This is a genomic window from Halochromatium roseum (genome assembly GCF_016653315.1).
GTDB lineage: Bacteria > Pseudomonadota > Gammaproteobacteria > Chromatiales > Chromatiaceae > Lamprobacter > Lamprobacter roseus.
Window position 1 is genome coordinate 287,622 of the sequence record NZ_NHSH01000065.1, and the last position, 26,146, is coordinate 313,767.

30 protein-coding genes and 2 pseudogenes are annotated in these 26,146 nt (G+C 64.6%); 18 read left to right on the forward strand and 14 right to left on the reverse strand.

Going from position 1 to position 26,146, the window contains the following annotated elements; all coding sequences use genetic code 11:
• Positions 1 to 6 precede the first annotated feature (6 nt).
• From CCR96_RS17470 to CCR96_RS17480, 3 genes are all read right to left on the reverse strand, one after another.
• Complete coding sequence (locus tag CCR96_RS17470; RefSeq protein WP_201221593.1) at positions 7 to 231, reverse strand: hypothetical protein; 225 nt, start codon at positions 229 to 231, stop codon at positions 7 to 9.
• 296 nt (positions 232 to 527) lie between these two features.
• Positions 528 to 809 (reverse strand): type II toxin-antitoxin system RelE family toxin, encoded by a 282-nt coding sequence (locus CCR96_RS17475; RefSeq protein WP_201221595.1) that lies wholly within the window; start codon positions 807 to 809, stop codon positions 528 to 530.
• Positions 799 to 1,053 carry a type II toxin-antitoxin system Phd/YefM family antitoxin gene (locus CCR96_RS17480; RefSeq protein ID WP_201221597.1) on the reverse strand — a complete coding sequence of 85 codons (255 nt, stop codon included), beginning with the start codon at positions 1,051 to 1,053 and terminating at the stop codon, positions 799 to 801. The genes CCR96_RS17475 and CCR96_RS17480 overlap by 11 nt, the downstream gene beginning before the upstream one ends.
• A 294-nt stretch (positions 1,054 to 1,347) precedes the next feature.
• Between CCR96_RS17480 and CCR96_RS17485 the strand changes: the two genes are divergently transcribed.
• The 6 genes from CCR96_RS17485 to CCR96_RS17510 all read left to right on the forward strand — a co-directional run bounded on the left by CCR96_RS17485 (position 1,348) and on the right by CCR96_RS17510 (position 7,984).
• On the forward strand, positions 1,348 to 2,910 hold the full coding sequence (locus tag CCR96_RS17485) for an efflux RND transporter periplasmic adaptor subunit (RefSeq protein WP_201221599.1): 1,563 nt from the start codon (positions 1,348 to 1,350) through the stop codon (positions 2,908 to 2,910).
• Positions 2,907 to 6,206, forward strand: a complete 3,300-nt coding sequence (locus CCR96_RS17490) for an efflux RND transporter permease subunit (protein ID WP_201221601.1) — start codon at positions 2,907 to 2,909, stop codon at positions 6,204 to 6,206. The genes CCR96_RS17485 and CCR96_RS17490 overlap by 4 nt, the downstream gene beginning before the upstream one ends.
• Before the next feature lie 595 nt (positions 6,207 to 6,801).
• Positions 6,802 to 7,038, forward strand: a complete 237-nt coding sequence (locus CCR96_RS17495; protein ID WP_201221603.1) for a hypothetical protein — start codon at positions 6,802 to 6,804, stop codon at positions 7,036 to 7,038.
• A 23-nt stretch (positions 7,039 to 7,061) separates the two neighbouring features.
• A complete protein-coding gene (locus CCR96_RS17500) occupies positions 7,062 to 7,277 on the forward strand; it encodes a hypothetical protein (protein WP_201221605.1) in 216 nt (71 codons plus the stop codon).
• A gap of 354 nt (positions 7,278 to 7,631) precedes the next feature.
• Positions 7,632 to 7,832, forward strand: a complete 201-nt coding sequence (locus CCR96_RS17505; protein WP_201221607.1) for a hypothetical protein — start codon at positions 7,632 to 7,634, stop codon at positions 7,830 to 7,832.
• Positions 7,832 to 7,984, forward strand: a complete 153-nt coding sequence (locus tag CCR96_RS17510; RefSeq protein ID WP_201221609.1) for a hypothetical protein — start codon at positions 7,832 to 7,834, stop codon at positions 7,982 to 7,984. Before CCR96_RS17505 ends, CCR96_RS17510 begins: the two co-directional genes overlap by 1 nt.
• Positions 7,985 to 7,986: 2 nt before the next feature.
• Here the strand turns inward: CCR96_RS17510 and CCR96_RS17515 are convergent, their stop codons facing one another.
• Both CCR96_RS17515 and CCR96_RS17520 read right to left on the reverse strand, forming a co-directional pair.
• Positions 7,987 to 8,130 carry a hypothetical protein gene (locus tag CCR96_RS17515; RefSeq protein WP_201221611.1) on the reverse strand — a complete coding sequence of 48 codons (144 nt, stop codon included), beginning with the start codon at positions 8,128 to 8,130 and terminating at the stop codon, positions 7,987 to 7,989.
• Positions 8,131 to 8,143: 13 nt separating this feature from the next.
• The gene (locus CCR96_RS17520) at positions 8,144 to 8,413 is read right to left on the reverse strand and encodes a hypothetical protein (protein WP_201221613.1); all 270 of its coding nucleotides are present in this window, start codon (positions 8,411 to 8,413) and stop codon (positions 8,144 to 8,146) included.
• A 161-nt stretch (positions 8,414 to 8,574) separates the two neighbouring features.
• Here CCR96_RS17520 and CCR96_RS24245 point away from each other — a divergent pair, with 161 nt between their 5' ends.
• Both CCR96_RS24245 and CCR96_RS25145 read left to right on the forward strand, forming a co-directional pair.
• Positions 8,575 to 8,796, forward strand: a complete 222-nt coding sequence (locus tag CCR96_RS24245; RefSeq protein WP_207191992.1) for a hypothetical protein — start codon at positions 8,575 to 8,577, stop codon at positions 8,794 to 8,796.
• A gap of 10 nt (positions 8,797 to 8,806) precedes the next feature.
• A complete protein-coding gene (locus tag CCR96_RS25145) occupies positions 8,807 to 9,415 on the forward strand; it encodes a chromate transporter (protein ID WP_201221615.1) in 609 nt (202 codons plus the stop codon).
• Here the strand turns inward: CCR96_RS25145 and CCR96_RS17530 are convergent.
• Genes CCR96_RS17530 through CCR96_RS17540 form a run of 3 tightly spaced genes read right to left on the reverse strand, consistent with a single transcriptional unit; the run spans position 9,357 to position 10,030 of the window.
• On the reverse strand, positions 9,357 to 9,632 hold the full coding sequence (locus CCR96_RS17530; RefSeq protein WP_338035907.1) for a UPF0175 family protein: 276 nt from the start codon (positions 9,630 to 9,632) through the stop codon (positions 9,357 to 9,359). The two genes, CCR96_RS25145 and CCR96_RS17530, sit on opposite strands and share 59 nt — an antisense overlap.
• 52 nt (positions 9,633 to 9,684) lie before the next feature.
• The gene (locus CCR96_RS17535; protein ID WP_201221617.1) at positions 9,685 to 9,849 is read right to left on the reverse strand and encodes a hypothetical protein; all 165 of its coding nucleotides are present in this window, start codon (positions 9,847 to 9,849) and stop codon (positions 9,685 to 9,687) included.
• A complete protein-coding gene (locus CCR96_RS17540; protein WP_201221619.1) occupies positions 9,836 to 10,030 on the reverse strand; it encodes a hypothetical protein in 195 nt (64 codons plus the stop codon). Before CCR96_RS17540 ends, CCR96_RS17535 begins: the two co-directional genes overlap by 14 nt.
• A gap of 327 nt (positions 10,031 to 10,357) precedes the next feature.
• Between CCR96_RS17540 and CCR96_RS17545 the strand changes: the two genes are divergently transcribed.
• Together CCR96_RS17545 and CCR96_RS17550 are read left to right on the forward strand one after the other, a co-directional pair.
• Positions 10,358 to 10,825: a rhodanese-like domain-containing protein gene (locus tag CCR96_RS17545; protein ID WP_207191993.1), complete on the forward strand. Its 468-nt coding sequence runs from the start codon at positions 10,358 to 10,360 to the stop codon at positions 10,823 to 10,825.
• A 357-nt stretch (positions 10,826 to 11,182) separates the two neighbouring features.
• On the forward strand, positions 11,183 to 11,854 hold the full coding sequence (locus CCR96_RS17550; RefSeq protein WP_201221623.1) for a metalloregulator ArsR/SmtB family transcription factor: 672 nt from the start codon (positions 11,183 to 11,185) through the stop codon (positions 11,852 to 11,854).
• A gap of 126 nt (positions 11,855 to 11,980) precedes the next feature.
• On the opposite strand, the gene CCR96_RS17555 is transcribed toward CCR96_RS17550, so the two are convergent.
• Both CCR96_RS17555 and CCR96_RS17560 read right to left on the reverse strand, forming a co-directional pair.
• A complete protein-coding gene (locus CCR96_RS17555) occupies positions 11,981 to 12,844 on the reverse strand; it encodes a LysR family transcriptional regulator (RefSeq protein WP_201221626.1) in 864 nt (287 codons plus the stop codon).
• A gap of 56 nt (positions 12,845 to 12,900) precedes the next feature.
• A complete protein-coding gene (locus CCR96_RS17560; RefSeq protein WP_201221628.1) occupies positions 12,901 to 13,500 on the reverse strand; it encodes a calcium-binding protein in 600 nt (199 codons plus the stop codon).
• Between the two features lie 130 nt (positions 13,501 to 13,630).
• On the opposite strand from CCR96_RS17560, the gene CCR96_RS17565 reads away from it, so the two are divergent.
• Complete coding sequence (locus CCR96_RS17565; protein WP_201221630.1) at positions 13,631 to 13,852, forward strand: DUF4214 domain-containing protein; 222 nt, start codon at positions 13,631 to 13,633, stop codon at positions 13,850 to 13,852.
• 177 nt (positions 13,853 to 14,029) lie between these two features.
• Here the strand turns inward: CCR96_RS17565 and CCR96_RS17570 are convergent, their stop codons facing one another.
• Together CCR96_RS17570 and CCR96_RS17575 are read right to left on the reverse strand one after the other, a co-directional pair.
• A complete protein-coding gene (locus CCR96_RS17570; RefSeq protein WP_201221632.1) occupies positions 14,030 to 15,604 on the reverse strand; it encodes an AAA-like domain-containing protein in 1,575 nt (524 codons plus the stop codon).
• A gap of 836 nt (positions 15,605 to 16,440) precedes the next feature.
• Positions 16,441 to 18,234 carry an AAA family ATPase gene (locus CCR96_RS17575; RefSeq protein ID WP_201221634.1) on the reverse strand — a complete coding sequence of 598 codons (1,794 nt, stop codon included), beginning with the start codon at positions 18,232 to 18,234 and terminating at the stop codon, positions 16,441 to 16,443.
• Positions 18,235 to 18,389: 155 nt separating this feature from the next.
• Between CCR96_RS17575 and CCR96_RS17580 the strand changes: the two genes are divergently transcribed.
• Complete coding sequence (locus tag CCR96_RS17580) at positions 18,390 to 18,749, forward strand: hypothetical protein (RefSeq protein ID WP_201221636.1); 360 nt, start codon at positions 18,390 to 18,392, stop codon at positions 18,747 to 18,749.
• A gap of 84 nt (positions 18,750 to 18,833) precedes the next feature.
• Positions 18,834 to 19,304, forward strand: a pseudogene (locus CCR96_RS24715) (tetratricopeptide repeat protein); the annotation flags it as partial.
• Positions 19,305 to 19,333: 29 nt separating this feature from the next.
• Here CCR96_RS24715 and CCR96_RS24720 read toward each other — a convergent pair.
• Positions 19,334 to 19,756: pseudogene (locus CCR96_RS24720) on the reverse strand (transposase); the annotation flags it as partial.
• Between the two features lie 187 nt (positions 19,757 to 19,943).
• Positions 19,944 to 20,558, reverse strand: coding sequence for a Uma2 family endonuclease (locus CCR96_RS17590; protein WP_201221640.1), 615 nt, complete (start codon positions 20,556 to 20,558; stop codon positions 19,944 to 19,946).
• Between the two features lie 180 nt (positions 20,559 to 20,738).
• Here CCR96_RS17590 and CCR96_RS17595 point away from each other — a divergent pair, with 180 nt between their 5' ends.
• The 5 genes from CCR96_RS17595 (at position 20,739) to CCR96_RS17615 (ending at position 26,130) form a co-directional block, all read left to right on the forward strand.
• Complete coding sequence (locus tag CCR96_RS17595; RefSeq protein ID WP_201221642.1) at positions 20,739 to 22,328, forward strand: bifunctional GNAT family N-acetyltransferase/carbon-nitrogen hydrolase family protein; 1,590 nt, start codon at positions 20,739 to 20,741, stop codon at positions 22,326 to 22,328.
• Between the two features lie 15 nt (positions 22,329 to 22,343).
• Positions 22,344 to 23,162: an MlaE family ABC transporter permease gene (locus CCR96_RS17600; protein WP_201221644.1), complete on the forward strand. Its 819-nt coding sequence runs from the start codon at positions 22,344 to 22,346 to the stop codon at positions 23,160 to 23,162.
• Positions 23,159 to 24,034, forward strand: a complete 876-nt coding sequence (locus tag CCR96_RS17605; protein ID WP_242519157.1) for an ATP-binding cassette domain-containing protein — start codon at positions 23,159 to 23,161, stop codon at positions 24,032 to 24,034. The genes CCR96_RS17600 and CCR96_RS17605 overlap by 4 nt, the downstream gene beginning before the upstream one ends.
• Positions 24,035 to 24,144: 110 nt before the next feature.
• Positions 24,145 to 25,239: an MlaD family protein gene (locus tag CCR96_RS17610; protein ID WP_201221646.1), complete on the forward strand. Its 1,095-nt coding sequence runs from the start codon at positions 24,145 to 24,147 to the stop codon at positions 25,237 to 25,239.
• Between the two features lie 261 nt (positions 25,240 to 25,500).
• Positions 25,501 to 26,130 (forward strand): ABC-type transport auxiliary lipoprotein family protein, encoded by a 630-nt coding sequence (locus CCR96_RS17615; protein ID WP_242519158.1) that lies wholly within the window; start codon positions 25,501 to 25,503, stop codon positions 26,128 to 26,130.
• Positions 26,131 to 26,146 lie beyond the last annotated feature (16 nt).

Below are 26,146 nucleotides of genomic sequence, written 5' to 3' on the forward strand. Positions count from 1 at the left end.
CGCGATTCACAGGTCAACGAAGCGTGCTGACAGGCCCCGCTTCTGCACCACGGCTAGGAGCTGCTGTGAGGTGGCTCGCGCGGGATCATACAAGGCAAACAACAGGTGTGGTTTGGTCGAGGGCTCCAAGCGCGTTTCGCCTGCCAGCTCAGCTTGAAGGTGATCCTTCAACGCAGCCCGCACATTGTTGTCTAAGGCTTGTTTAGTGTGCAGCAGAAGTTTCGTCGACATGGTTGACCTCCGATTGGCGTGGAGCACTAATCTAACGCCAACGTCAGATAAAAGGCAACCATGGGAGCTGGATGCTGCTCTCGGGCCTATTCTGGAGCGGCGCCTTCGCTGCCTTCCTGGTCGTTATCGGGCCGATACTGCTGGCGCCGCGCATCGATGGTCAGTCGATCTGAAGCCTGGTCTCCAGTCGGCGCGATGCCTTAATAAGGTCGCCGCCCCTGCTTCCAGGTACCCGCCGGAATCATCGATCAGTCACTGTTGGCCTGGCTCGCGCTGTCGCAAGAGCCCGCTGCCGATCAACGGTTTCTCGCAAGCCGATCGATCTCAGTGTTGTCGTGCTTACCGACTGCCACGACAAGGACGAGCAGCTCAGTCTCCTGAACCTCGTAGACCAGCCGGTAGCCAATCGCCCGCAGCTTGAGCTTGTAGCGGTTCGAGCGCCCCGAGAGCTGGGCCGCAGGCACCTGTGGATTTTCCAGTCGCTCGGTGAGCTTCTTCTTGAACTGACTGCGGACGGTTGCATCCAATCGGCGCCATTCCTTCAACGCCAGCGGATGAAAGGCCAGTTCATAGCTCATCCAGCGCAACCTTGACCGCGGCCTGCCCATCGGCCAGGCGGGCATCGGCAAGCGCGTTCAGCTCCAAGTCTTCGAGGCGATTCATCAAGGCTTCGTAGGCTTGCGCTGGGACACAGTAGAACGCGGGTTCGTTGCGATTGAGGATGGCGACCGGAAAGCCTTCGCCAGCGGCCACAGTGCCCATTGGATTTCGCTTCAGCTCGGTGACGCTCGCGGTCATCTCGGCCAGGATTGGATGTGCCATTATGCGCTCCAGCTATCCAAAACAGACTCGGAAAAGGGCTTAGGATAGCACCGCTAAGCGGTCTTCGATGCCCTTTCCTCGCAGAGACGATCCATCCGAAGCGGTTCGATACTGCCCGATGCGACTTGCCCCGCCATCAATGACTGGCCGAGCGAACGGCCCCCGACCAAACGCTGCTTGACTCCGATCAAGGAGCGGACAGGCGGCTGCAGGCTCAATGAACGCTTTAGGGATCACGACGCCGCTCCTTCCCTGTCACCTGATCTTCGATGAACAAGTCCTCAGCGAGTCACCATGAAGCCCATCCTGACCTCACTCAGCCGTGGACTGCTGATCCTACTCGGGCTGGGCGGCGGCATCGCCCTGGCCGCGTTCTTGATCAGCCATGCCCGGGCACCGCAACACAGCGACAGCCAGGCACCGGCGCCGACGCTGACCGTCATCGAGCTGCAACCTGTCGCCCTGCGAATCGAGGCGCGCGGCCTCGGCACCGCGCGCGCGGCCGAACGCTGGCAAGCGGTGGCCAATGTCGCCGGGCGCGTGGTCGAGCGCCATCCGGATTTGGAAAGCGGCAACCTGCTGCCGGCCGGCACCCTGTTGCTCGTGCTCGACCCGAGCCGCTATCAGTTGGCCATCGCCGAGGCCGAGGCCGAACGCGAACGTCTGAGCGCCGAGCAGGCCCAGCTCGAGGTCGAGGCCGAGAGCACGCGCCGCCTGCTTGCCCTCGAGCAGGAACGCCTGGACCTGACCGAACAGGAACTCGCGCGTATCGAACAGCTCGCCAAGAACGGCTCGGCCTCGCGCTCGCAGCTCGACGAGCAGCGTCGCGCCAGCGCCGCCCAACGCCGCGCCGTGGCGACCTTGGAGAACGAACTCTCGCTCATCCCCTCCCGTCGTCAGCAACTGGCCGCGCAACAGGCGCGCGCCGTCGTGCTGCTGGCGCAGGCCGAGCAGGACCTCGCCGACACCCGTTTCGAGGCGCCCTATGCGCTGCGCCTGTCCGAGGTCGAGGTTGAGTTGCATCAGTACATCGCGCCGGGCCAACAGCTGTTCAGCGCCGACAGCCTTGCGGCGGCCGAGGTCGAGGCGCAGATCCCGCTTGGCATGCTGCGCCGACTGCTCGGCAGTGTCGCGACGGTCGCTGCCACGCCTAATGGACCGAACGCATCGAACGCGCCGATTCCCGAGACGCGGCGTCTTGATGAGCGCATGGACTTCAGCGCCGTCAACGCCGAGGTGCGCCTGGTCGGCGACGAACAGGTGCGCTGGCCCGCTGAACTGACCCGGGTCGCCAGCGGCCTCGACCCGGTGACCCGCAGCGCGCGGGTGGTGGTTCGGGTCGCGCATCCCTATCGCGATGCCAGCCCGCCCGATCGCCCGCCGTTGCAGCCCGGCATGCTGACCCAGGTCACCCTGTCCGCGGCCAGTCCTGAGCCGCGATTGGTGGTGCCGACGGCGGCCTTGCACCCCGCAGCGGCAGCCGTGCATCCCGCCGTGGGCGTCGACGGTGCAGTCAACAACGCAGTCGATGGGGAAGCCGGCAGGCAGGCAGAAGCCGATAGCAAGCAGACCCTATCAGGCTCAGACTCTGGCGCTGGCTCTAGAGCTGGCGCCGGTCATCGAACGCGCCTGGTCTATCGACTCGACGCCGAGGATCGACTTCGCCACACCCCGGTCGAGATCGCCTTCGAGCAGGGCGGCCTTGCCGTGATCGCCGCTGGCCTCGCGCCCGGCGATCGCGTCATCGTCGATGACCCCTTGCCGGCGATCGATGGCATGCTGATCAACCCTCGCCCTGCTCCTCCAACTCACCCCCCGCAACCAGCACAAACGCCCTCGGCGGGAGCCATCCCATGATCCGCTGGTTCGCGGCCCACCCGACCGCGGCCAACCTGCTGCTGCTCCTGTTGCTGGCCGCGGGTCTGTTCGCCGCGCCGACCCTGCAGCGCGAGACCTTCCCCGACTACCGCCCGACCGAAGTCAGCATCGAGGTCGAATACCGCGGTGCCAGCGCCGCCGATGTCGAGGAGGCGATCTGCCGACGGCTGCGCGATGCGCTCAAGGCAGTCGACGATCTCGATGAGCTGAGCTGCATCGCTCAGGACAACCTCGCCAACGCCACCGCGACCATGGAACCCGGCGGCGACGCGCTGCGCTTTCGCAGCGACATCGAGACCGCCGTGCGCGCCATCCGCCATCTGCCGGCTCGCGCCGAGACGCCGATCGTGCGCTCGCTGCATCAGAGCGATCTGGTCGCGGCGGTTGCGATCAGCGGCGCGTTGCCGCTGGCGCAGCTCGAGGAGATCGCGCGCCGTCTCGAAGATCGTATCCTGCGCCTGCCCGGTGTCGCCGAGGTGCAGATCCAAGGCCTGTCGCAACGCCAGTGGCTGGTGGAGGTACCGCGCGACGTGCTCGCCCAGCACGGACTCTCGGCGCGTGCACTGGCGCAACTGATCGCCCGCCAGAACATCGACCTGCCGCTCGGCGTCCTGGAGGGCGACGACCGCGAGCTGTTGCTACGCTTTACCGATCAACGTCGCTCGCTGCGTGCGCTGGCCGATCTGGTGGTGGTGTCCGATGCTGAGGGCGGCGAGCTGACCCTGGGCCAGCTCGCCAAGCTGTCGCAGGTCGGCGAGCGCACCGAGGAGCAGATCCACTTCAACGGCGAGCGCGCCTTGGTGCTCGAGGTCAGCAAGGGCCTGCGCGACGATGCACTGCGGGTGTTCGCGGCGCTCGAGGCCCTGGTCGCCGAGGAGCAGGCGCGGCTCAGCACCGGCATGCAGCTGACCCTGACCCAGGACATGACCAGCATCGTGCGCGATCGGTTGCGGATGCTGGTCAATAACGGCCTGATGGGGCTGCTGTTGGTGGTCTTGGTGATGAGCCTGTTCTTCCGCCCGCGCCTGGCGCTCTGGGCGGTGCTCGGACTGCCGGCGGCCTTCGCCGGAGCCTTTGTGGTCATGGCCCTGACCGCGCTGTCGCTAAACATGATCACCCTGGTGGCGCTGCTGATGGCGATCGGTATCGTGATGGATGACGCCATCGTCATCACCGACAACATTGCCGCGCGGGCGAGCGCTCGACTCGGTGCTCGAGCAAGTCACGGCGCTCGAGATGCGGTCAGCCATCCGTCCGATGGCGGGGTTGGTCAAGGGACCAGCAACGACAATAAGGACGCGTGCAACGCGGAGGCGTGCAACGCGGAGGCAAACGGCAGTGCCGCTGCTCAACCGAGCTCCGCGACCAACGCTTCTTCAGAGAGCTCGGCTGCCAGCAGGATTGCACCCTCTCCACTCGACACCGTCGTCACCGGCACCCGCGAAGTGCTGCCCGGCGTGCTGTCCTCCTTCCTGACCACGGTCTCGGTGTTCCTGCCGCTGTCGTTCCTCGCCGGCGAGCTGGGCGCGGTGCTCCAGGTGCTGCCGATCGTGCTGATCGCTGCGCTGGCGGCGAGCCTGATCGAGGCCTTCCTGATCCTGCCGCATCATCTCAAGGGCAGCGTCAACAGCCTGCGGGAGGCGCCCGAGTCGCGGCTGCGGCAGGCCTTCGAGCGCGGCTTCGCGGCCTTGCGCGAGCGCGTCGGTCGCGTCGCCGATGCGGCGATCCGCGCCCGCCATGCGGTGCTCGGCCTGGTGCTGCTGGTGCTGATCGGCTCGGTCGGCTTCGTCGCCGGTGGCCACATCGGCAGCGAGGCGATGCCTTCGATCGACGGTGATGTGCTGGAGGCGCGCATCCTGATGCCGCAGGGCACGCCGCTGGCGCGCACCGAGGCGGTCGCGGCACAGGTCGAGGCGGCGATGCGCCAACTCGATGCGGAGCTGACACCGCAGCAGCCCGACGGCGCCGCGCTGGTCGAGGCGATCCAGACCCGCTTCAATCACAACCCGAGCGCGCAGGAGGCCGGCCCCCATGTCGCGACGGTGATCGTCGATCTGCTCGCCGCCGAACGTCGCACGCTGAGCCTGGATCGGCTGACCGAGGCCTGGCGCGCGGCCATTGGCCCGATCGCCGGCCTCCACAGTCTGCTGATCCAGGAGCCTGGCTTCGGCCCGGCCGGTATCCCGGTCGAGATCCGCCTGCAGGGCGAGGATCTGGACGCGCTCAAGGCCGCCGCGCTCGAGGCCAGTGCGCAGCTGGCCGGCTATCAGGCGGTGTTCAACGTCATCGACGATCTGCGCCCCGGCAAGCCGCAGCGCCGCTATCGGCTCGCCGAGGGTGCCCATGGGCTGGGGCTGACCGCCGAGGAGGTCGCCGCGCAACTGCGCGCGGCCTGGCTCGGCGAGATCGCCGACAGCCAGCGCATCGGCGCCTGGGACATCGAGATCCTGGTGCGCCAGGCCGAGGACGACCGCGATGGGCTCGATGATCTGGCCGATCAGACCATCCAGCTCGCCGACGGCCAGCGCGCGCCGCTCAGCGCGGTGGCCAGGGTCAGCGAGCAGCGCGACTGGGCGCGGATCACCCGCATCGATGGCCGTCGTACGGTGACGGTCGCTGCCGATGTCGATGCCCGGCTGGCCAGCGGTCAGGCCATCGTCAGCGATCTGCGCGGGCGTTGGTTGGATGACTTCCAGGCGCGTCATCCTGGGGTTGAGGTGCAGTTCGAGGGCCAGGTCGCCAACGCCGCCGAGACCGGTGGTTCGATTCGCCGTGGGCTACTGATCGGCCTGCTCGGGATCTTCGTCATCCTCTCGTTCCAGTTCCGTGGCTACGTCGAGCCGCTGATCGTGATGCTGGCGATCCCGCTCGCCTTCATCGGCGCCATCTGGGGCCATGTGCTGATGGGCTATTACCTGTCGATGCCGTCGCTGATCGGCGCCGCCTCGCTGGCCGGCATCGTCGTCAACAACGCCATCCTGCTGATCCAGTTCATCAACGCCAACCGCGCCCAGGGACTCTCTGCCGCGGCCGCTGCCGGCCAGGCCAGCCGTCAGCGGCTGCGCGCGATCCTGATCTCCTCGCTGACCACCATGGCCGGTCTGGCGCCGCTGCTCGCCGAGACCAGCACCCAGGCCGATGCGATCAAGCCGCTGGTGATCTCGGTGGTGTTCGGGCTGCTCAGTGCGACGCTGTTGGTGTTGCTGGTGATTCCCGCGCTCTATGTGCTACTTGATGATCTGGGGTTGGCGCGGCCGAGGGCTGAGGCTGACTGATCGAGCCCATGCGTTGGGCGAAACACAGGGCAGAAGCCAGTCGAGCACCGAGTTGAGCCGCTGCGCTTCCGATGTTCGAGTCGCTTCCGAGAACAGCTGCAAGGCAGAAGAGGGGGCTTGATACGCATCAAGGGCCGTCCTGTCGGCCTGGCGCGCACAGGCCTGGCAAGCGCGCCTGCGACGCGCTGCACCAGGCTCGCCAACGCGCCAGGCCTTACAAGCAGCTCGCGACGGCAACCGGCTGGTCAACGACAGCGGTGAGTGTCCGGTCGATAGCAGACCTCGGCCGCAAGGCCGCAGCACGAGCGATCGAGATGCAGTTCGCGGTCGTCGGGTATTGCAACATCGAGGCAGATCGGTTGACTGAAGGTGCGAGCCGATGTCGGAATAAGGTGCTACAGAGGCTGTGCTCGGGTAGCGCCCCGGCCTTGGCGAGCGCTTGCAGGCTCAGCACGGCTTCTGTACGGATGGCCTAAGGCAGTGGGACAATCAACCTGGGCTGTGGACTCACCGCCCGCCACCCGATGAAAGCCGTCACCCTGTTTCCTGCGCCGGCACCGGCTCGCGCGAAACCTCCGCTGACCCGAGCCTCACCATGCCGGAACTGTTGCACCTGTGGCTGATCTATGAGCCCGATCTGACCTTTCTGCAATCGCGCGACGCGGCGCTGACCCTGAGCCGGGCGCGCGCCCTCGCCGCAGCGAAGCCGGACAAGCCGAATCTGGTGTTCGCCGCCGCGCGCTTCGTCTCCCAGCGCATCCTAAACGAGGAACGGTTGAACGTGGAGTTCGCCCCATTGCCGTTCGCCCTGTACCGAGTCGAGCGGACCTAACCCACCTGTTGGAGCAAACGCCGATGCCCGCGATGACTGTCAAGGCCCATTACGATGGCCGCACCATCCAACTGGACGAGCCCATCAAGCTGGTGCCGAATGCCCGACTACTGGTGACTGTGTTGGAGCCAGCGGACGAGATTGACACCGATTGGCCAGACCTCGCCGCCAACGCGCTTGCCAATGCCTTCGGCGACAACGAGCCGGAGTATGGCCCGGCCCATGTGCTGCCTCGATGAACGAGGGCGATCTTGTGATAACTCCCCTACCGCAGGCAGACGGGGTGGTGAAGAATCGGCCTTGTATCGCCTTACTGCGAATGCCGGGTTTCGGCGATTGGCTCTTATGTGGGGTCAGCACCCAACTGCGGCAGGTTGTACCGGGCTTCGATGAAATCATCGGACCAGAAGACGCGGACTTTGGGGGCAGCGGGCTGAAGGCGCCGTCGCTGATTCGCTTTGGATTCCTGGCAGTGCTCCCCGAAGCGCGGTTACTCGGAGCCATCGGAACCTTGGCCCCTGAACGGCATCGCCGGCTGCTAGCGCGGCTCGCTGCCTACTTACACTCGCAGGGGCATCCAAGAGGGAAAACCCATGCCTCTTCGTGACTTGGAATACCAAGCCCGCGTGCTGGCGCGGCTTGATGACTATTTCATCGAGCTATCAGCGCAGAAGGCCAAGGCGGACAAGATCATCGCCGCCAATACCACGGAGACGGACCCGGACCTGATCCGGAGGGTGAGCACCTATCCGGCAATCCGGATACCGAGTACAAGCAGGCCCTGCTGCAGCTGATGAACGAGACATTCCAGGCCGGTCAGATCGATCGCATCGGCGAGCTGGAGCTGGTCGGCGGCGACGGCACGCAGGTGGAGTGCGATCTGGTGCTGGCAACCGAGTGGCCGGCACGGCTCGCGGAGCGGCTTAATCGGTCGCATCCAGGATGAGGTCAGGCCCGCGCCAGGTTGAACCAAGAGTCCGATCTGTTCAGCAGCACACCGGAGAGGCTCATCCAGATCAGGAACAGGATCAGGATCAGGGCCAGCCCGAGCACCTTGTGCAGCCATTTGGAGACACGGTGGATGACGTTCATCTCACAGCCAGAGCTAGCCGTGACTGCCCGCCACGGCGCCGGCAACCGTCACCAGGCTCAGCGTCAGCAGCAGCCAGTGCATGCGCTCCATCCAGCCGAAGACTCGGCGTGGATGCTTGGCCGCATGGCGCAGGAACAGCTTCCACAGCACCAAGGGCTCCAGCACGAATAGCATGAGCGTGAACAACACCCACACGAGCACCATGGCGTGCATCCACCAGAACGACAGCTGGGTAAAACGCTCCCAGCCGGTCGGGTCTGTGCGCGCGCACAGCGCCGTCATGACCCTGAGGTGTCGACTTTACCCAGGCCCCTTCTGCCGGCCTTGACCCATGTCAAGTTGGCCTCCCGGTGGCGAACCCGAGTCGACCGGCGGCGACCATCGATCGCGAACAGCCCGATGAGCGAGGTTGCGATCAAGACCTCCTATAGCTGCCTTGGCGGGTGCTGTGGACCGCCAATGGCAAGCGAATTATCGTCATGGGCTTGCGCTACACTTTCAGCACGTTAACGTGGATCGAAAGCTTCGGCATGCGATGGAATAGCTCCACGGTATGGATTGGAGCAAAGCCAGCTGCGCTGATCAAACGGGTCGCCGATCAGCAGATCAAACACGCCTACCCTCTGTCCATGATCCGCACGATCATGGCCCCATCACCGCCCTGAGCGCCTTGGGATGACCGTCAAACAGACGCTTGCGACAGTTGAGTCCGGCCGCCCGGGCGAGGTCTTCGTCGCCTTTCTCAAGCTCGGCCTGATCTCGTTCGGCGGTCCGATCGCGCATCTTGGCTATTTCCGCGATGAACTGGTGCTGCGCCGGCGCTGGCTGAGCGAAGCGAGCTATGCCGATCTGGTGGCGCTCTGTCAGTTCCTGCCGGGACCGGCGAGTAGTCAGGTCGGCTTCGCGCTCGGCTATCTGCGCGGCGGACTGCGCGGCGCCCTGCTCGCCTGGGCCGCCTTCACCCTGCCCTCGGCGCTCTTGCTGCTGGCCTTCGCGCTCGGCGCCGAGGCGGTTGGCGGCGAACTTGGGCAAGACCTGCTCCGGGGGCTCAAGCTGGTGGCGGGTGCCAATGCCGCCGTGGTCGGCATCTTGGGGGCGGCGCTCTATCAGCCGCTGTGGACCAGCTTCATCGGGGGCGACAAACACCAGATCCAACTGGGCCGCGACCTCCAACGCCTCCATCCGCATCAGGGCAATCAAAGGCCCCGTATTGATCACGATCCGCTTATCCATGTCGGGCGAAGTCGATCTCCAGATCCGCATCGTCTGGACGCATATTGCTGATCGGAAACCCGATCCGAGGCAGCGCGTAGAGAAAATCAACGCGGCCCTTGCCGCACAATTTGGCTGCCTGTCCCGAAGACAGCTTGCCCTGCTCGTACAGCTGCGTGGCCAACAGGAGACGGGCCTCCAGCGCAAACTCATCGGGCGATAAGCCGACGTTGATCAGGAGGTCGTCGTCGTAATCGATATGACTTGATGGGTCATATTCAGCCTTCAGGCTTCAGGATTCAGGATTCAGGATTCAGGATTCAGGATTCAGGATTCAGGATTCAGGAGATGATAACGAATGCCGCGACCGGCACCGAACTTGGTGACCGCCCCTCGGCGAGCAGCGCGGCAATCGCGCCATTCCACTGGGCGTCGCTGAGGCCTGTGGCGGCGAGGACGTCGGCCTCACTCGCGCCGGCGGAAGACGCTTGTTCAGTACGTCTCACGAGCGACGCGGTTCGGCGTCAGTCGATGCTGGCGCCGCCGACGCCCAAGCCAGTTGCGCAGCCAATCGTAGACGCCGGTCAGCGTGATCAGCACTAGCAGCAAGGCGCCGAGCGGCACGATCAGGATGGAGCCGCCGCCGAGCCACGCTTGGAAGAACCGCCCATTGTGGACCTCGAACAATTAGTTCCAGAGCGGCATCCGATACTGATCGCGCACCTGCGCGGGCATCTCAAAGGCATCGGCGGCTTCTCCGCTGTTGGCCACCAAGCCCTGATTCATGAATGGATGTCTCGGTGCTACTTGGACGATATTGATGGCCGCAAAGATTGACAGATCTCAACCGCATGATCAACGATTGGGTTGAAGGTTATTGCACACAGCCCGCTCAACCTGACAATGGGCGCGTAGATGACCTGAGCCCTGCCTCGGTGCGATCGCGGCTCTGATGCCTCGACTCGATGCCACCGCAGCGCCGCCATCCTCACCACTGGAGTCACAAACAGCATGATGAACAAATCGCTCCTCGCCGCCTGCGCGGCCCTCTCCCTGCTGGCCGCCCCGCTCCAAGCCGATGATCAATCGGCCCTGGCCGAGGCCATGGAGGAATACCTGGAGTTCACCGAATACGGCTCGAGCGTGATGCTGCCCGAGCAGATCCCGGCCGAGGACTGGCCCAACATCCTGATCATCGATACCCGCGATGCGGCGCAGTTCGAGGCCGATCACATCCCTGGAGCCACCAACATCGAGTGGCGCAAGGTGGTGGCACGACGCAACGAGATCCCGCGCGAACAGCCTGTGATCATCTACTGCAACACCGGCTCGCTGTCGGCCCAGGCCGGCTTCGCCCTGCGCCTGCTGGGCTGGAACAATGTCCGCATCCTGCAAGATGGCTTGGTCGGCTGGAAGGCCAAGGGCGGCTTCGAGGCCAATCAGCGGGCCATTGAGGCGGCTGAGGAGGCGAGTGCATCCTGATGACACTTTCCTGCGTTGAGGCAGCTCGCGGTTAACAAAGGGCTGGGCTTCATCGGCACCGCGACTAGCCTCGAGCCGGAATAATGCGCTACAAAGGCTGTGCTCAGACCTCCCGGAATCGCAGAAAAACCACCCAAATTTTTGGACAGTTTCCTCCTGAGCTGCGCCTCTAAAATGGTGCTGCGGCACGCACCCTCGACCAGCTCGTCATCGGCGATACCTCGCGCGTCCATGCAGGTGCCGCAGAGCAGCATCTCGCCTTTGCGGGCGCAGGCTGAGTGCCAGCGGATAGCAGCGAGCGGGCTCTGAGGCGTGGGACGTTATACTGTGGCGCCCTGTCCTTACCAGCCGCTCATCGTGACCCAGTCACAGTCTGCATCACCCAAACAACAGCTGTTCGAGCATCTCGCCGTGATCGCGCGCGCCCTGGGGCATTCGGCACGCTTGGAGCTGCTCGACTACCTGGCCCAAGGCGAGCGCAGCGTTGAGGAACTGGTGCGGCTCAGCGGGCTGTCGGTGGCCAACACCTCCAAGCATCTGCAGCAGCTCAAGGCCGCAGGCCTTGTCAATGCGCGGCGCGATGGCAAGTATGTGCGCTATTCGCTCGGCGATGAGCGGGCGCTGGATGCCCTCGCCGCGCTGCGCGGCATCGCCCAGGATCGCAGCGATGCGGTCGCTGAGCTGATGGCGCAGTATCTGCTGCAGCGTGATGCGCTCGAGCCGATGCCGGCGGCGGAGCTGTTGGAACAGGCGCAGGATGGGCTGGTGACGGCGCTCGATGTGCGCCCGTCCGAGGAGTTCGGCCAGGGCCATCTGCCAGGCGCCCTGAATATCCCGCTCGAGCAGATCAAGACCCGACTGGCGGAGCTGCCGCCAGAGCGACAGGTCGTCGCCTACTGCCGTGGTCCTTGGTGCGCGCTCTCATTCGAGGCGGTCGCGGCGCTGCGCGAGGCCGGTTTCGAGGCTCGACGCCTGGCCGATGGCCTGCCCGAGTGGCGCCATGCCGGGCTGCCGCTGGCGCGGGATTAGGACGGTGAGCCGGTCTCCGCCTTATCGCTTCTGAAGCTGTCTGGAAATGCTGCGGTGGCCATCCTAGAAGTCTCTCGAGCACGGAACGTTGCCGCCGCGATTGGGATTTCAGACAGCTTCTCAGCTTCAGCCCGACTCAGTTTCACCATGCTCAGCGCGGATCAGGGCGCGGAGCGTCTCTAGAGCTGCGTCAACGACGCCCCTGCTGCCCGCAGTCGGATAGACCACATAGGTCGGCAGGCGCAGGCTCGGGCTGTCGTGGATGCGGTGCAGGCAACCACCCTCAAGATAAGAGGCCGCGACCCGCTCCGGCACGAAGCAGGTGCCACCGTTAGCGAGGATCAGCTGTAGCCCAAGCCAGCCAATGTTGGCGGTCTGCGCCGGGCGCTCCAGCTCCGGATAGGCCTGGCGATGCTGGGCGAAGAAGGTCGGCCCCCAGTTGACGTAGACATAGCTGTCGTCGAGCGCGCGCCGCTCCGGGTCCGGGCCGACCAGGATCAGGGTCTCGTCGAACAGGTACTCGACCTGGATGCCAGCGGCCTGGCGCGGGCTGTACATCAGTGCCAGGTCCATGGTGCCAGCGATCACCCGGCGCATCAGGTCTTCCTCGAAGCCGATCTCGGTGTTGAGCGAGATATCCGGCATGCTCTCGCGCAGGCGACCGATCCAGCGCGGCAGCAGGCTGTCCCAGAGTGCGATGCGCGCACCCAGGGTGAGGCTGGCGCGAAAGCGGCTCGGCAGGCCGACCTCGTGGCGCGCCTGCTCGTAGGTCAGTAGCAGCGTCTTGGCGTGTCGCAGAAAACGCTCCCCGGCATGGGTCAGGCTGGCGCCCGCGCGATTGCGCACGAACAGGCGGGCGCCGAACTGCTGCTCAAGGCTCTGGATGCGCGCGCTCACCGTCGACTGGGTGACATGCACCTGCGCGGCCGCTTCGAGGAAGCTGCCATGGGCGGCGACCGCGAGGAAGGTCTTGACCTGGTCGATGTCCATCCGTGTTTGCGGAAGCAGTCAGAGACGCTCGCGCAAGCCTTCAGTATCAAAAAGCGTTAGAGCCGATTGCCGGTGGCCAGCCAGTAGTGCCAATCGGCGATGGCCTCCGCCGTGTCTTCGTCCACATCGATGCCTTGCAGATGCGAGAGCGGAACGCCGCAGGTGCTCCCGGCCCACTCGACTTCGACCGCCATATCGGTCAGGCACTCATCGTCGTTGATCATCGCCAGCACCTGCACGGGCTCTCCGAGCTTGAGGGGGGAGCGCTGACTTTCCTTGATACAGCGGGCCTGGAATGGAAAGGACAGCTTGTCGTCGAGATAACAGGACCAACCCGCAATCGCCTCCTGATCGTCATAGGTATCCACCAGCACTTTCATCGCAATCCGCTCTTCGCGCTCTTCGTCAATTTGATGCTCAGACATGCTGTGTCGCGGGGGCGGCAGCGCGATCAGCCCGTCGCGATAGAGCCCCAGCAGCGCAACCCGACAGCACATGTCCTTGAGGCTGCCATCGGGCTTGCGCCAGTCTAGCGCTTCGCACACCCGGTAGTTCAGCTGCTGGCGGCTGGCCCCAGCATGTGTACGCAGGATGTCGCGCACCTGCTCGAGCGCGGCGGCGTCGAAGACGCGCCCGCTGTAGCGTTTTTTGCTCAATCTAGCTTCCATGCGCGACGTTATACCGGAAATAAGGCGCCGTGTTCCACAGAAAATGCTCGCAGATTCATCGGTATCACTGATCCGCGGACAGCGCTCCTATCGTTAAGCGATGCCCGTTGATGCGCCAGTGGCACGCACCATTGCCGGAACTACACTGTATCTCGGGAGCCTGAATCGCAGCCCGGATGCCGCTGGCTACGCCTGGTGGCAGGAACAGCTCGCCCTCGGCCAACCACCAAGCGCGGTGATCGAGGGCTTCCTCGCCAGCAGCGAGTATCACGACCGCTTCTTGCCGCCAGCGGGGGAGGGCGCAGCGGACGCGCTCGCCTTGGCGGAAACCCCAGGTTAGACGCCTGGCGCGCCACCGAGGCGCTGTGGTCGCGGGAACAGAATCTGATCGGCTTCGAGGTCATCCACGCCCATGCCGTTGAGTTAAGCAACCTCTTGCGCTAACGAGATGATCAACAATGTGGTGCGCCTTCTCGCCTTGGACTCACCACCCGGGCTTAACTCCATGGCATTGCCCTCAAGCCCGCACCACGACCAGGCTCCGCCCCTGCGGACTGCGCGCCTCGGTATAGGTGGTGCGCGCCTCGATCGGCGGCTGATCGGTGCGGCGGTCGAAGATTACCAGCCAGCCCGTGTCCAGGCCTAGCCCGTCGAGATAGCCATCGAACTGTGCCAGGCCCTCGTCCAGCGGATCGGGACGCCCGTCGCGCCAGACCTTGAGTTCCATGCCCAGGGTGACCGCGCCATAGCGCAGGCACAGATCCATGCGCCCCATGCCGATGGCATACTCGCGCTCCAGTGTTCCGCCGCCGTTGATCACCCGGTGCAGAAAGGCCATCAGCACCAACTGCGGGGCAATCTCGTGATAGGGCGCACTGCCGAGCATGGCCTGGCCGTGCTGACGCCAGAAGGCGAGAAAGGCGGTGAGCAGGCGCTCGGGGTTGAGGCTGCCGTCGTCATTGAGCCAACTGGGGAAGATCTGGGGCAGGGAATCCTGGGGACCGCTGGCGAGCATCCGCGGGAGGACCTCGCGATAGATCGGGTTGGCCACCACCAGGCCGCCACCGTGGGCGCGCTTGAGCAGGCCGAGATCGAGCAGATAGTCGCGATCCATCTCCGGTACCTCGCCGAGCGCGGTGCCGGCTAGCATCGGCTCGATCACCCGCCGCACCCGTGGCTCGCGCAGCTTGTCGGCCAGTTGATCGAGATGGGTGACTCGATTGAGGATCAGTGTCTCCTTGGCCTGGTCGATCATGGCGCGATCAATTGCACGACTGCGGTCGCGTCCCGCGCGCCTCTCGAAACAGGTCTCGTAGGCCAGGGCATTGACCAGCCAGGGCTGGCCTTGGGTGAGGGTCCAGACCTGCTCGATGGCCTCGGAGGTGAAGACCTGGCCGGTCTCCTCGGTGTGCTGGTGCAGCAGCGCGCGCACGTCGGCGGCCTCGAAATCGCCTAGGCGCAGCGATTTGGCCTTGATGTTGAAGGCGCTGCCGCCGGTGATGACTTCGCGCTCGGAGCTGGCCTGGATGCGATAGTCGCGCAGATCGCGGACCCCGCACAGCACCACCGTCTGCGGGAAGCGCTCGGGGCGCTGGGGGTAGCCGGCGCGCAGTTGGCGCAGCAGCGAGATCAGGGTGTCGCCAATCAAGGCGTCGACTTCGTCGAGCAGCAAGACCAGTGGTTGCGGGGCGGCGGCGCACCAGCGTTCGAGGAACTGCCCCAGCGCGACCGTGGCGGCACGATCGCGCAAGATGGATGTCGCCGTCGACTCGACGCCGGTGTCACCGAGTTGTCTGGTCGCTGCCGCGGCAATGGTCTGCACGATCCCCGTCATCGCGAGCGCGACATCCTCGCGCGCCGCTTGTGCGGTCTCGAGGTTGGCATAAACCGCTTGATAAACGCCGCCGCGATTCAACTGCTCGGCCAACGCCAAGAGACAACTGGTCTTGCCAGTCTGGCGCGGAGCGTGGAGCAGGAAATATTTCTTGCGCCCGATCAGGGTCAGAATCTCCTCCAGATCCCAACGCAGCAAGGGCGGCACGCTGTAATGCTCGTCGGGCCGCACCGGTCCCTCGGTGTTGAAAAAGCGCATGGCCTGACTCCAATGGTGATGATGAACCTTAATATCGCTCCCCAGTGCTGAAAGCCACCGGAGAATAGCGGATCTTCCTGCGCCCGCATCGCTTTGAACATGGCCTGTGACTGTCCAGGCGAGCGTTACGATGAGGATGATGACCATCTTAACCGGGCTGCCCCGTTCGAAACTCCCAGGACTGACGCATTGACACATCACACCCGTGCTCGCGAAATTCCCGTGCTGCCTCAGCAGCCACTCGACCCCACGCCTGCGCAGCAGGCTCTCACGCACGACCACCTTGAGCCACATGAAGACGCCGTTCTTCAGTTGTGGCAGCACGCCCGGTCAAGCGTCGACCCACCACTGGCCGCCGCCAAGCCGGTGAAGGGCGGCAAGCCTTATCCGCTCGGGCAGTGTCTGGAACTCTCCCAGGCCGTGCTGCGCCAACTGCGCCTCTGGCTTGAGTCAGGCGTGGTGCCGGGGCTGCCCGCCGGCGTGGCGGATGGATGTGATCGGCTGCGCGCGTTCCTGACCACAGGCGGGCAGTTGCGTCTGGTGTGGGGCGTGTTGCGCGGGTGCTATTTCCAAAAATGCCTTCCAGCTTGGCGCCTGGTATGTCGATGTCGCCAACGATACGGTCGATCCGGCCAAGCCGCCGGTGGAAATCCTCCCCTTTGCCGACAGCGCTCTGGTGGCGGTCACCGAATCGGCGCTGCGCCTGGCGGCGACGCTACCCTGGCCGCCCACCGCCACCCCGCCCACAGGCGCCGGGGAGCCACCTCCCCTCGATCCTTTCGATCCGGGTCCGGGTGATGCGCCTTTCTGAGGTCTGGTGCATAGATAATCGATACTCAGACGGGCGCTCCGGGAGTACTGCGCCACAGCAGCCGTTCGAAGCCCAAGGCCACCACTGCATGGGTATGCAAACGCAGGTGCTCGCCATAGGCCTGTTCCAGTCCCTGGCGATAGTCGGCCAGCTGGGCTTCGGCGGCGTCCAGGCTGGCGGCAACCAGGGGCAGACGGGCCAGTTCTTCGCGTGACTGGGTGCGCAGAGCCTGGCCGGTTTGCCCGATGTCTTGCAGGCTCAGGTACTTGAACTCCAGCAGATGATCCAGAAGCGCGAAGCGGCGCATGTCCTCACGCACCATCAGCGACAGGTCGGCATAGCCGCGATCAATCGCCGTCTCGGAGTCCATCACGTAGAAAATGTCGGCAAAGAGCGCGACCAGAAAGACGGTCTTGACCGTCAGTTCGTTGGACCAGCGATAGTCGCGGTTGTCGAAGACGCAGAGATGATTGGTTTCCAGCACCTCGATTAGGGGCGCAAGGTTACCACTGGTGTAGAAGGCTTCAGCCGCAGCGCGCAGGCTTTCGCGCGCGGGGTAGTCCGGAAAGAGCTGATCGCGAAACTTCTCGACATAGAGTTTGCGGATCACCAGGTTGGGCACCCCCAGCACCAGCCGTCCCATGACATCCAAATCCTTGAGCGTCAGAGCGCCGAAAAAATACAGCAGAGAGCCGAGAAAGGGGGCGTCCTTGGGCGCGCGGTGCATGTCCTCAACGCCGAAACGATGCGCCAGGCTGGCGATGAGCGGTGGATGTTCGGGATCCAGTGCCGCACTGATCAGCTCGGCCCCATGCGGTTGGCGGACGACGAAGTCGATGCGGTTGCGATCCATGGCCAGGTTGCTGTCGAGCATCTCGCGCGGGGGTGCTCCGGTGGTGGCCAGAGCATCGAAGAAATACAGCGCCAGCGTGGGATTATAGAGACCAGGCCCCGGCTCGTAGCCGAAGCGATAGCCGTTGTACCAGGTGCGCATAGTCTCCAGCATGCGTGCTGACCAGCCCGGATCGCCTGAGTCGCGGCCTTGCTCAGCGGCCAATTGATCCAGCACGGCGGCCACTTCCGCTTCAGTAAAACCGCACAGATCGACAAAGCGGGCATCCAGACTGATGTCTTTGGATACATTGTAACCACTGGAAATGTCCGCCAGTACCACCGGTGACACCCCGGTGATGAACACCCGGTCAATCCCGGCACCCGAGGCCAGGGATTTCACCGCCTTGAACACCGTCTTCAGCAGCCCTTCCCCGGAGACCAAGGCGTCATAATCAGCCTGGCGGCCCTGCATGAGTTCGTTGGCGAAGTTGTCGTATTCATCAATCAGCAAGTAGAGATCATGGCTCTGGGCGCGGGCGGCGCTGACGGCGGAACGCAAGGCGACCAGGCCATCGTTGGGGTGAGAGCGCAAGTCGCCGCCGAGCCTGTCGGCATAACGCACGCCAAAATCGGCCACCTGGGCATTGAGGTGATTGTGCAAGGCTTGGCGGATCTCCGCCAGACGGCCACTGGCATCGACCATGGAGAAATCCCAGCGCAGCACAAAGTAACTGTTGCGCCGGGCGGTCGGGTTCTGACCAATCGCCAGCGCTCCAAACAGGGCATCAAATTCCCCGGCCCGCGCAAGGTCGTAGTAATTCTCCAGCGTGGTGAGCCAGGCGGTTTTGCCAAAACGCCGGGGGCGCAGGAACAGCAGTTGCTTGCCGGCCTCTTCCAGCGCACGAAGGCGCGCGGTGCGATCCGCGTAGTAGTAGCCTTCGGTGCGGATGGCGTGAAAATCAGCGGTGCCGTAGGGGAACTTCATGACAAATCCTGCAACCCGAACAATCGGGACATCAGTATAAACAGGCCTGCAATCCGAGGGGACAAACCGCCAGCCCCATCGAGCTTGATGCCTGCCAGTTCCTCGCCGACCAGGGCTTTGAGATCTGGCGCGAAAGTCTGCGGCCACTGTTCGACTTGGAGCCGGTCGCCGGGGAGCGCCTGCACAACTTCGCCGCCCAAACGCGCGCGTTCAGCCTCGGAGACCTGCTGATCGCCGACAGTTGCTCACGCGGCCATTTCATCTGGCGCGGAGGTGAGTGCCCCGGCACCGCCGGCACTGATCTGCTGCTATTGCAGATTCAGGGCGAGGGACAGGCCATCAACGGCGTTCGCACCATGGCGCTGGTGCCGGGTGCGATCCGCGTCATCGACCTCGCCGACCCCTACCTGGCCGAAGACCGTGGTTTTCGCTGTCTGACTCTGGCCATCCCCCGCGCCCGCCTGGGTGCAGCCGCCGCTGGCCGTCCCGGAGGATTGGTGCTGCCGCTCACATAGCCGCTCGCGCGCATCCTCACCGCCCATCTGCTCGCTATTTGGGACAGTCTTTCCGACCTGAGCCCCGGCGAGACGCCCGCCGTGGTGAACGGCCTGCTGTATGCGCTGACCGAGGCCATCGCCTGCCAGGGCCAGACGCTTCGGCGGGCACCGCCATCGCCGTCGTCGGCCGATGCCGCCTTCGCCGCCGGACGCGCCGCGTGCCGTCAGGGCGACCACCAAGCCGCCATCACCCATTTTCGCGAGACGCTGCGCCACGCCCCAGAGCATCTTCCCGCCCACAACAATTTCGCCATGGCGCTGCAGGCGGTCGGCGAGATCGACGAAACCCTGCGGATCGCGCAGCAGGCCGTGGTGCTGGCCCCGGACAAGGCCGTGCTGCATTCCAACCTGGGCGCGCTGTGGCAGCTCCAGGGTGACCATGACCAGGCCATCGCCGCCTACGAGCAGGCGCTCGCCCTGCAACCGGATCTGTTCCTTGCGCATGACAACCTCGCCAAGGCGCTGGCGGCGCAAGGCCACTTCCACCGAGCCGAGGCGGCCTACCAAGAGGCCCGACGGCTGAGAGTCTGTCTGGAAAAAATTCAGACACAATTTGCAAGCGTTTTCTTCAGCATGGCGATGCGAATCATGTTCTCGGCCGTGGCGGTGAGCATTTCGACATCCTTGCTCAGGCGCCGAAACAGACCGAGCCAGGCGAAGGTCCTCTCAACCACCCAACGCTTGGGCAGTACGGCCCATTGGTCCTTGATTTTCTGGGAAATGTGCAGTTCAAGCCCGAGGGTCTCATCGACATACTTCACCGCCGTGCCACGGTAGCCGGCATCACCGGAAAACGCCTTGATCGTGGGGTGTTTCTCCGCCGCACGCTCTAGCACCGGACACGCCGCGACCGTGCCGCTGTGGTTAGCGGCATGCACCGAGACGTGTAGGAGATGACCCTGAATATCGACCACAATGTGGCGCTTGCGCCCTTTGACCTTCTTGCCCCCATCGATACCACGCTCCTCGCTGGCGTACATGGATGTCGGGCCGCACCGGCCCCTCGGTGTTGAAAAAGCGCGTGGCCTCACTCTGGTGATCGCTGTTCAGTTCACTTGCTGGGTGGTGTGCCCCCTGATGAGCCTGAACCTGCTCCTCCCAACACTGAACCGCAGCCGACTGCGGCTCCAGCGACGCTCAGCCCGGGCCTATTCAATCCACTTGGACTGATTCAATTGGCGCATCTGGCGCAAACTGAATCTTGTCGTAGACCTCGGCTAAGTCTAGCGTACAGCCGATACTCTCGAGCACGACCTGATCGGCGAGGTCCTCGAAACTGCTCAGTATCCAGCGCCCGTCGGTGCCGCGACTGTAGTGTTCGACCAACACGCGGTGCTGTGAGACCAGCAGGTATTCTTGTAAGGATGGGATACGTCGATAGAGCGCGAACTTCTCGCCGCGATCGTAGCCCTCGGTCGAGGAGGAGAGCACCTCGCCGATCAGGCTTGGGTTGAGTAGCAGATCTCGGCGGCCATCCTGAAACGCCTGCTCGCCGCAGAGCGCCATCAGATCCGGATACTTGCCGGCATCCGCATGCAGGATGCGCAGTTTCATGCCACTGGCGTAGACCCAGCAGGGACGGCCCTTCATTTGCGTCCAGAGCTGACCGCTGATATTGCTGAGAATCGCGTGATGCTCGGCGGTGCCGCCGCTCATCGCAAAGACCTCGCCACCAACGTACTCTGTGCGCTCATCAAGGCTGGCACGCTCAGCCTCGAGCCAGTCTTCAAAGCTGATCCGAGGTTTTAGTGCTGTTTGAGCTGTCATCTGCCGGTCTCCGTATGAGGAAGTGCATTGAGCATACAGGCAACAGTCCAACTCGACACATAATGGTATGGTTCCCAGTATCGAGCCGGTATGGTTTCCAGCATCGAGCCAGCCCTGCCATAGCAGCCCTGCCATAGCATCCCTGCCCTAGCAGCCCTCCGACAGCAGCCCACCGACCGCATGAACGACACCACCGACCGCCTCGCCCAACTGCATCTGCGCAACGCCACGCCCGCGGACGTTCCAGCAATCCGCGCGCTGTTCGAGCGCGCCTATGCCGGCAGCGGTGTCAGCAGCTATAGCGCGGCGATGCTGCGGGGTCAGATCAACAAGTTCCCAGAAGGCCAGTTCGTCGCCGAGTATCAGGAAGACGCGGGCAGGCGCCTGATCGGCTTCTGCTCCAGCTTCCTCGTCAGCGGCGAGATCGCCCTGAAACCACATGGCTGGAACTGGATCACCGGCAGCGGCTATGCCTCGCGCCATGATCCCGATGGCGACTATCTCTATGGCATGGAGGTCTGCGTCGACCCCGAGTTCCGCGGCCTGCGGATCGGCCAGCGGCTTTATGACGAGCGCAAGAAGCTGGTCCAGTCGCAGGCGCTCAAGGGCATCATCTATGGCGGACGCCTGCCAACGCTCGATGCGGCGCTCACGCGCGCGCAAGACGCCTACGCGAGCCCCCAGGCCTATGTCGATGCCGTGGTCGAAGGCCGCGAGCGCGATCCGGTGTTGACCTTCCAACTGCGCAACGACTTTCAGGTCATTGGCCTGCTGCCTGGCTACTGGCCCGAAGACAGGCAGTCGCGTGGCTACGGCGTGCATCTGCTCTGGCGCAATCCGAATGCCCCGGATGAAAAAGAGGAGGCGCGCGCCAAGCACTATGGCGGCCGTCTGATGGATACGGTGCGCGTGGCGACCGTCCAGTACCAGCAGCGACGGGTCAAGTCCTTCGACGAGTTCCTCGACATGCTGCGCTACTTCGTCGATGTCACCTCCGACTATCGCGCCGACTTCTGCGTCTTCCCCGAGCTGTTCTCGCTGCAACTGCTGTCGATGGAGGATCAGGAACTGTCACCGGCCGAGGCCATCGACGCCCTCACCCGCTACACCGCGCCGATCAAGGAGGCGCTGCGCGAGATGGCGATGCGCTACAACATCAACATCATCGGCGGCTCGCATCCGACCAAGATGGCCAATGGTCGGGTCGAGAACATCTGCTATATCTGCCTGCGCGGTGGCGAGGTGTACGAGCAGGCGAAGATCCATCCGACGCCGAACGAGGTCTATTGGTGGAACATCGAGGGCGGCAACGAGCTGGCCGCGATCAATACCGACTGTGGCCCGATCGGGGTGCTGATCTGCTACGACGCCGAATTCCCCGAATTGGCCCGGCATCTGGTCGACCAAGGCGCCAATATCATCTTCGTGCCCTTCTGCACCGATGAGCGCCAGTCCTATCTGCGGGTGCGCTACTGTTGCCAGGCGCGCGCGGTCGAGAACCAGTGCTATGTCGTCATGTCCGGCAACTGCGGCAATCTGCCGAACGTCGCCAACATGGATATCCAGTACGCGCAGAGCTGCATCCTAACGCCTTGCGACTTTCCGTTCGCACGCGATGGCATTGCCGCCGATACGACACCGAACGTCGAGACCGTCGCCTTCGCTGATCTCGGGCTCAAGGCGCTGCGTGAAGCGCGCAACTCCGGCACCGTGCAGAACCTCAAGGATCGCCGCCATGATCTCTACACCACGGTTTGGCGTGAGCGCTGAGCGCCGCGGTCACTGATGCCCCTGAGCCGACGCTTGCCCGGCCGCGGCACCCTGGAGCCGCGCCATCAGCCCGCGCGGCACAACCGATTGCGCGCGCTCGAGCGGATCGGCCTCGGCGCCCTGACGCTCAAGCTCTGTCTGCAGCTCTACCTGGATATCCTGTTCGGACGCGCGCAGTTCGATCTACCGGCATTTGCGCTGGCGCTGCGCCAGGCCGGGCTCACGGTGTTCCCGGCGCTGACGCTGGTCGCCGCCACCGCCGGCGTCATCCTCGGCCAGTTGGCCGCGCGCCTGCTCGCCGAGATCAACCTGCCCGGCTTGATCCTGGTGCCGGTGATCTACGCGGTGACCATGGAGCTGATCCCGCTGCTGGTCGGGATTCTGGTCGCCGGCCGCGCCGGTGTCGCGCTGGCCGCGCGGCAAGCGACGCTGGTCGCTAGCGGCCAGGTCGACGGGCTCTTGGTCAGCGGCATCAACCCGATTCAGTTCACCACCGGGCCGGTGCTGCCGGCGATGCTCGCCATGTCCTTCGCGCTCAGCGTTTGGGGCAGCCTGGTCGCCCTGGGTGCCGCCCTGCTCTGGCTGGTGGTGATGGCCGATGTGCCGAGCTACCTGTTCAACGACGCCCTGCGCCAGGCCTTGACCCCGGCCGATCTGCTCGAGGCGCTGAGCAAACCCTTGATCTTCTCGCTGCTGATCGCCCTGATCGCCACCGCCAACGGCATCGCCGCCGGGCGCGATGTCGCCGGGGTCAGCCGCGCCGCCACCGACACCATGATCGGCGCGGTGACGGCGATCCTGCTGATCGATCTCGGTTACGCGCTGGCGCCTTGAGCACGACCATGCTGCAACAGTGGCAAGACAGCTTACCCGCCTGGATGCGCAACGCTTGGCGTCGCCATCCAGGCATGCCGGCATCCTCAGACGCCGAGACGGTCACGCAAGCGGCAACAGAGACCTGGGAGACCTCAGCCCCCTTAGTCGAACTCGAGCGGGTGTTTCAGCACGTCAACGGACGCTGCGCGCTGAACGCCCTCTCGCTGTCGGTGCGACGCGGCGATGCGCTGTTGTTGATCGGCCCCAATGGCGCTGGCAAGAGTCTGACGCTACGGCTGATGCTCGGGCTCGATCAGCCTTCCTCGGGCGCGATCAGGCTGTTTGGCCAAGACCTGGCCAGCCTGACCGATACGCAGATGAATCGGTTGCGCGGCCGCCTCGGCGTCGTGCTCCAAGGCGGCTCGCTGCTCGATGAGCTGACCCTGCTGGAGAACCTGCTGCTGCCGATGCGCGCGCGGCCCCGGGATCGCTCGGCACTGGCGCGCGCGGCGCGCCTGGTGATCACCCAGCTTCAGCTCGACGGCATGACCCATCATTACCCCCGCGCCCTGTCGCTCGGACAACGACGCAGCGCCGAGCTGGCCCGCGCGCTGATCAACCAGCCTGAACTACTGATCTGCGATGGCCTCAGCGATGGGCTCGATCGGCCGGCGTTACGCGATATCCTCGGCATCCTGAAGGTACAGCGCGAGACCAGAGGCCTGACCATGGTCGCCACCGATAATGCGATGCTCGATGTCATCGGCCCCGAGGATCGGGTGCTGGTCATGGATCGCGGTCGCCTGCTTTTTGATGGCACCCGCGCTGGTTTGGAGCGCGGCAGCAGCGACGATCTCGAGCTGCGCACTATCCTTGAAGGACATCCCTGAGGAAGCAGGAGTGAGTCATGAGAAGTGAGTGGTGAGTGGTGAGTGGTGAGTGGTGCGTGGTGCGTGGTTAGCGGATAGTTGATCGTGGTGGATCGTCAATCGTAGATAGCATGAGCAGGTTAAATCGTCTCTACTCCCCGCCCGAGTTGGGGGCGCCCGGTAAGCGCCAGGCCCATGGCCGCCAGCGTGATCTGGCGCTCTCGGGCCTGTTCGTGTTGGCGATGCTGGGTCTGGTGCTCGGCGTGCTGCTGTTGCTGGCGCCGGGTCTGTTTAGCGGCTATAGCCTGCGTGCCTATTTCCTCGACGCCAATGGTCTCGATAGTGGCATCGATGTGATTCAGGAGGGCTTCGTTATCGGCCGCGTGCGCGCCCTCGAGCCGGTCTTCAGCAAGGACGCCGATCGCGCCAATTGCCCGCCGCCGACGACCGCGCGCGCGCCGGATCTGCCCTGCTTCCGCGCCACCCTGAGTATTCAGCAAGATTGGCCGGTGCCCGCCGACAGTGTCGCCCAGCTCGCGCCCGCCGGTGTGCTGCAGGGCAACATCATTCGGATCATCCCAGGAACGGCAGCGGTCACCTTGAGTGCAAACAGCGACATCCCGACCATTGAGCGTGAGCCAGACCTTGGCATGCAGATCAGCGCCACCATTGAGCAGGCTCAGCGCAGCCTCGACGAGGTGATCCGGCCCGCGCTGGCCCGGCTGCAAGAACGCATCCAGGGGCTGCTGGCGATGTTCCAGGAGGGCGAAGACGGCACGGGCGCATTGGGGGCCGATCTCGGCCAGGGGCTGGGATCGGTGCTCGACAATCTGGTCGGCGTCAGCGCCAACATCGAGCAGAGCGTCAATCCGGAGCAGATTCAGGGCATCCTGACCGCCGTGCAGCGGCTCTCGGAGAATCTGGCCGTGGTCTCGACGGCGCTGCCATCGCGCACCGAGGAGATCCAGAACGCCGTGGTCCAATACACGGCGCTGGCCGACGAGCTACGGCAATTGGTCCAGGCCAGCCGACCCAGCGTACAGGGCTCCCTAGACGACGTGCAGTATGTGTTACAAGAACTGTCCGCGGCCTTGGCGCCGATCCTGAGCAACATCGAGCGTGCATCGCGCAATCTCTCCGCGCTCTCGCGCGAGTTGCGCGAGGACCCGGTCTCATTGCTGCGCGGACAGGAGCAGGAGGACCAGTCGCCATGGTTCAATCGCTGAGGCGATGGCGACAAAGGCTGGTGGCGCGCGACGCGCGACTTGCAGCGAAAACAGCCTCGGCCGACACAATGGCCCGGAAGCACCGCGATGTGGTTTAACAGCAATGGCCCCAGCAGGCTGAGCAGCAACCCGCGAGCGCTGGCGCGGCAATCCGCTCGCCGCGCTGGGCCTCGGCCGCGGCGCGCGCGACGACTCATCCGTCTGCCCCTCAGCCGTCAGCTGCTTGGCGCTCTGCTGCCTGACCGTTTGCTAGCTAGCCACTTGCCGCATGGTGCTCTGCTGCTCACGGTCCTAGCCCTCCTCGCCGGCTGCGGAAGTTCGGGTCCAGCCCAGCGCGATCAGTTCTATACGCTGCAGCCCGAGCTGGTCATCTCGCCAAGTCACCAGCGCGTGCCCGGGAGTCTGCTGGTCACCCCCCTGGCCTCGCGTGGCTTCCTCGGCGGCACCCAGATCCTGTTTCGCACCGCGGACGCACCGCTGCAAGTGCAACGCTATGATGCCTTGCTCTGGGACGAGGCACCGGGGCGGGCGCTCAGCGAAGCGTTGATCGCCGCGCTGCGCGCCAGCGGCAGCTTCCAGTTCGTGGTCTCGGTGGCGGACCGGGCGCGAGCGGATTTCATCCTCAACGGTGAACTCACTCGCCTGGAACATCTGCCGACCGCAACGCCACCCCAGGTCAGCGCCGCCTTCAACCTGACGCTCATCGCCCAGCAAGACCGATCGATCCAGTTCGCCCACAGCTACAGCGGACAGGCGCCGACGGCGGCCAACACCCCCGAGGCGATGGCGCGGGCCTTCAATCGCTTGACCGGGCGTTTGCTCACCCAAGCGATGCAGGACCTTCAACGTCTAGCGCCAACCCTCAAGCGCACCCTGGCCAGCGACGGCTGATCTCTTGCCTCGACGC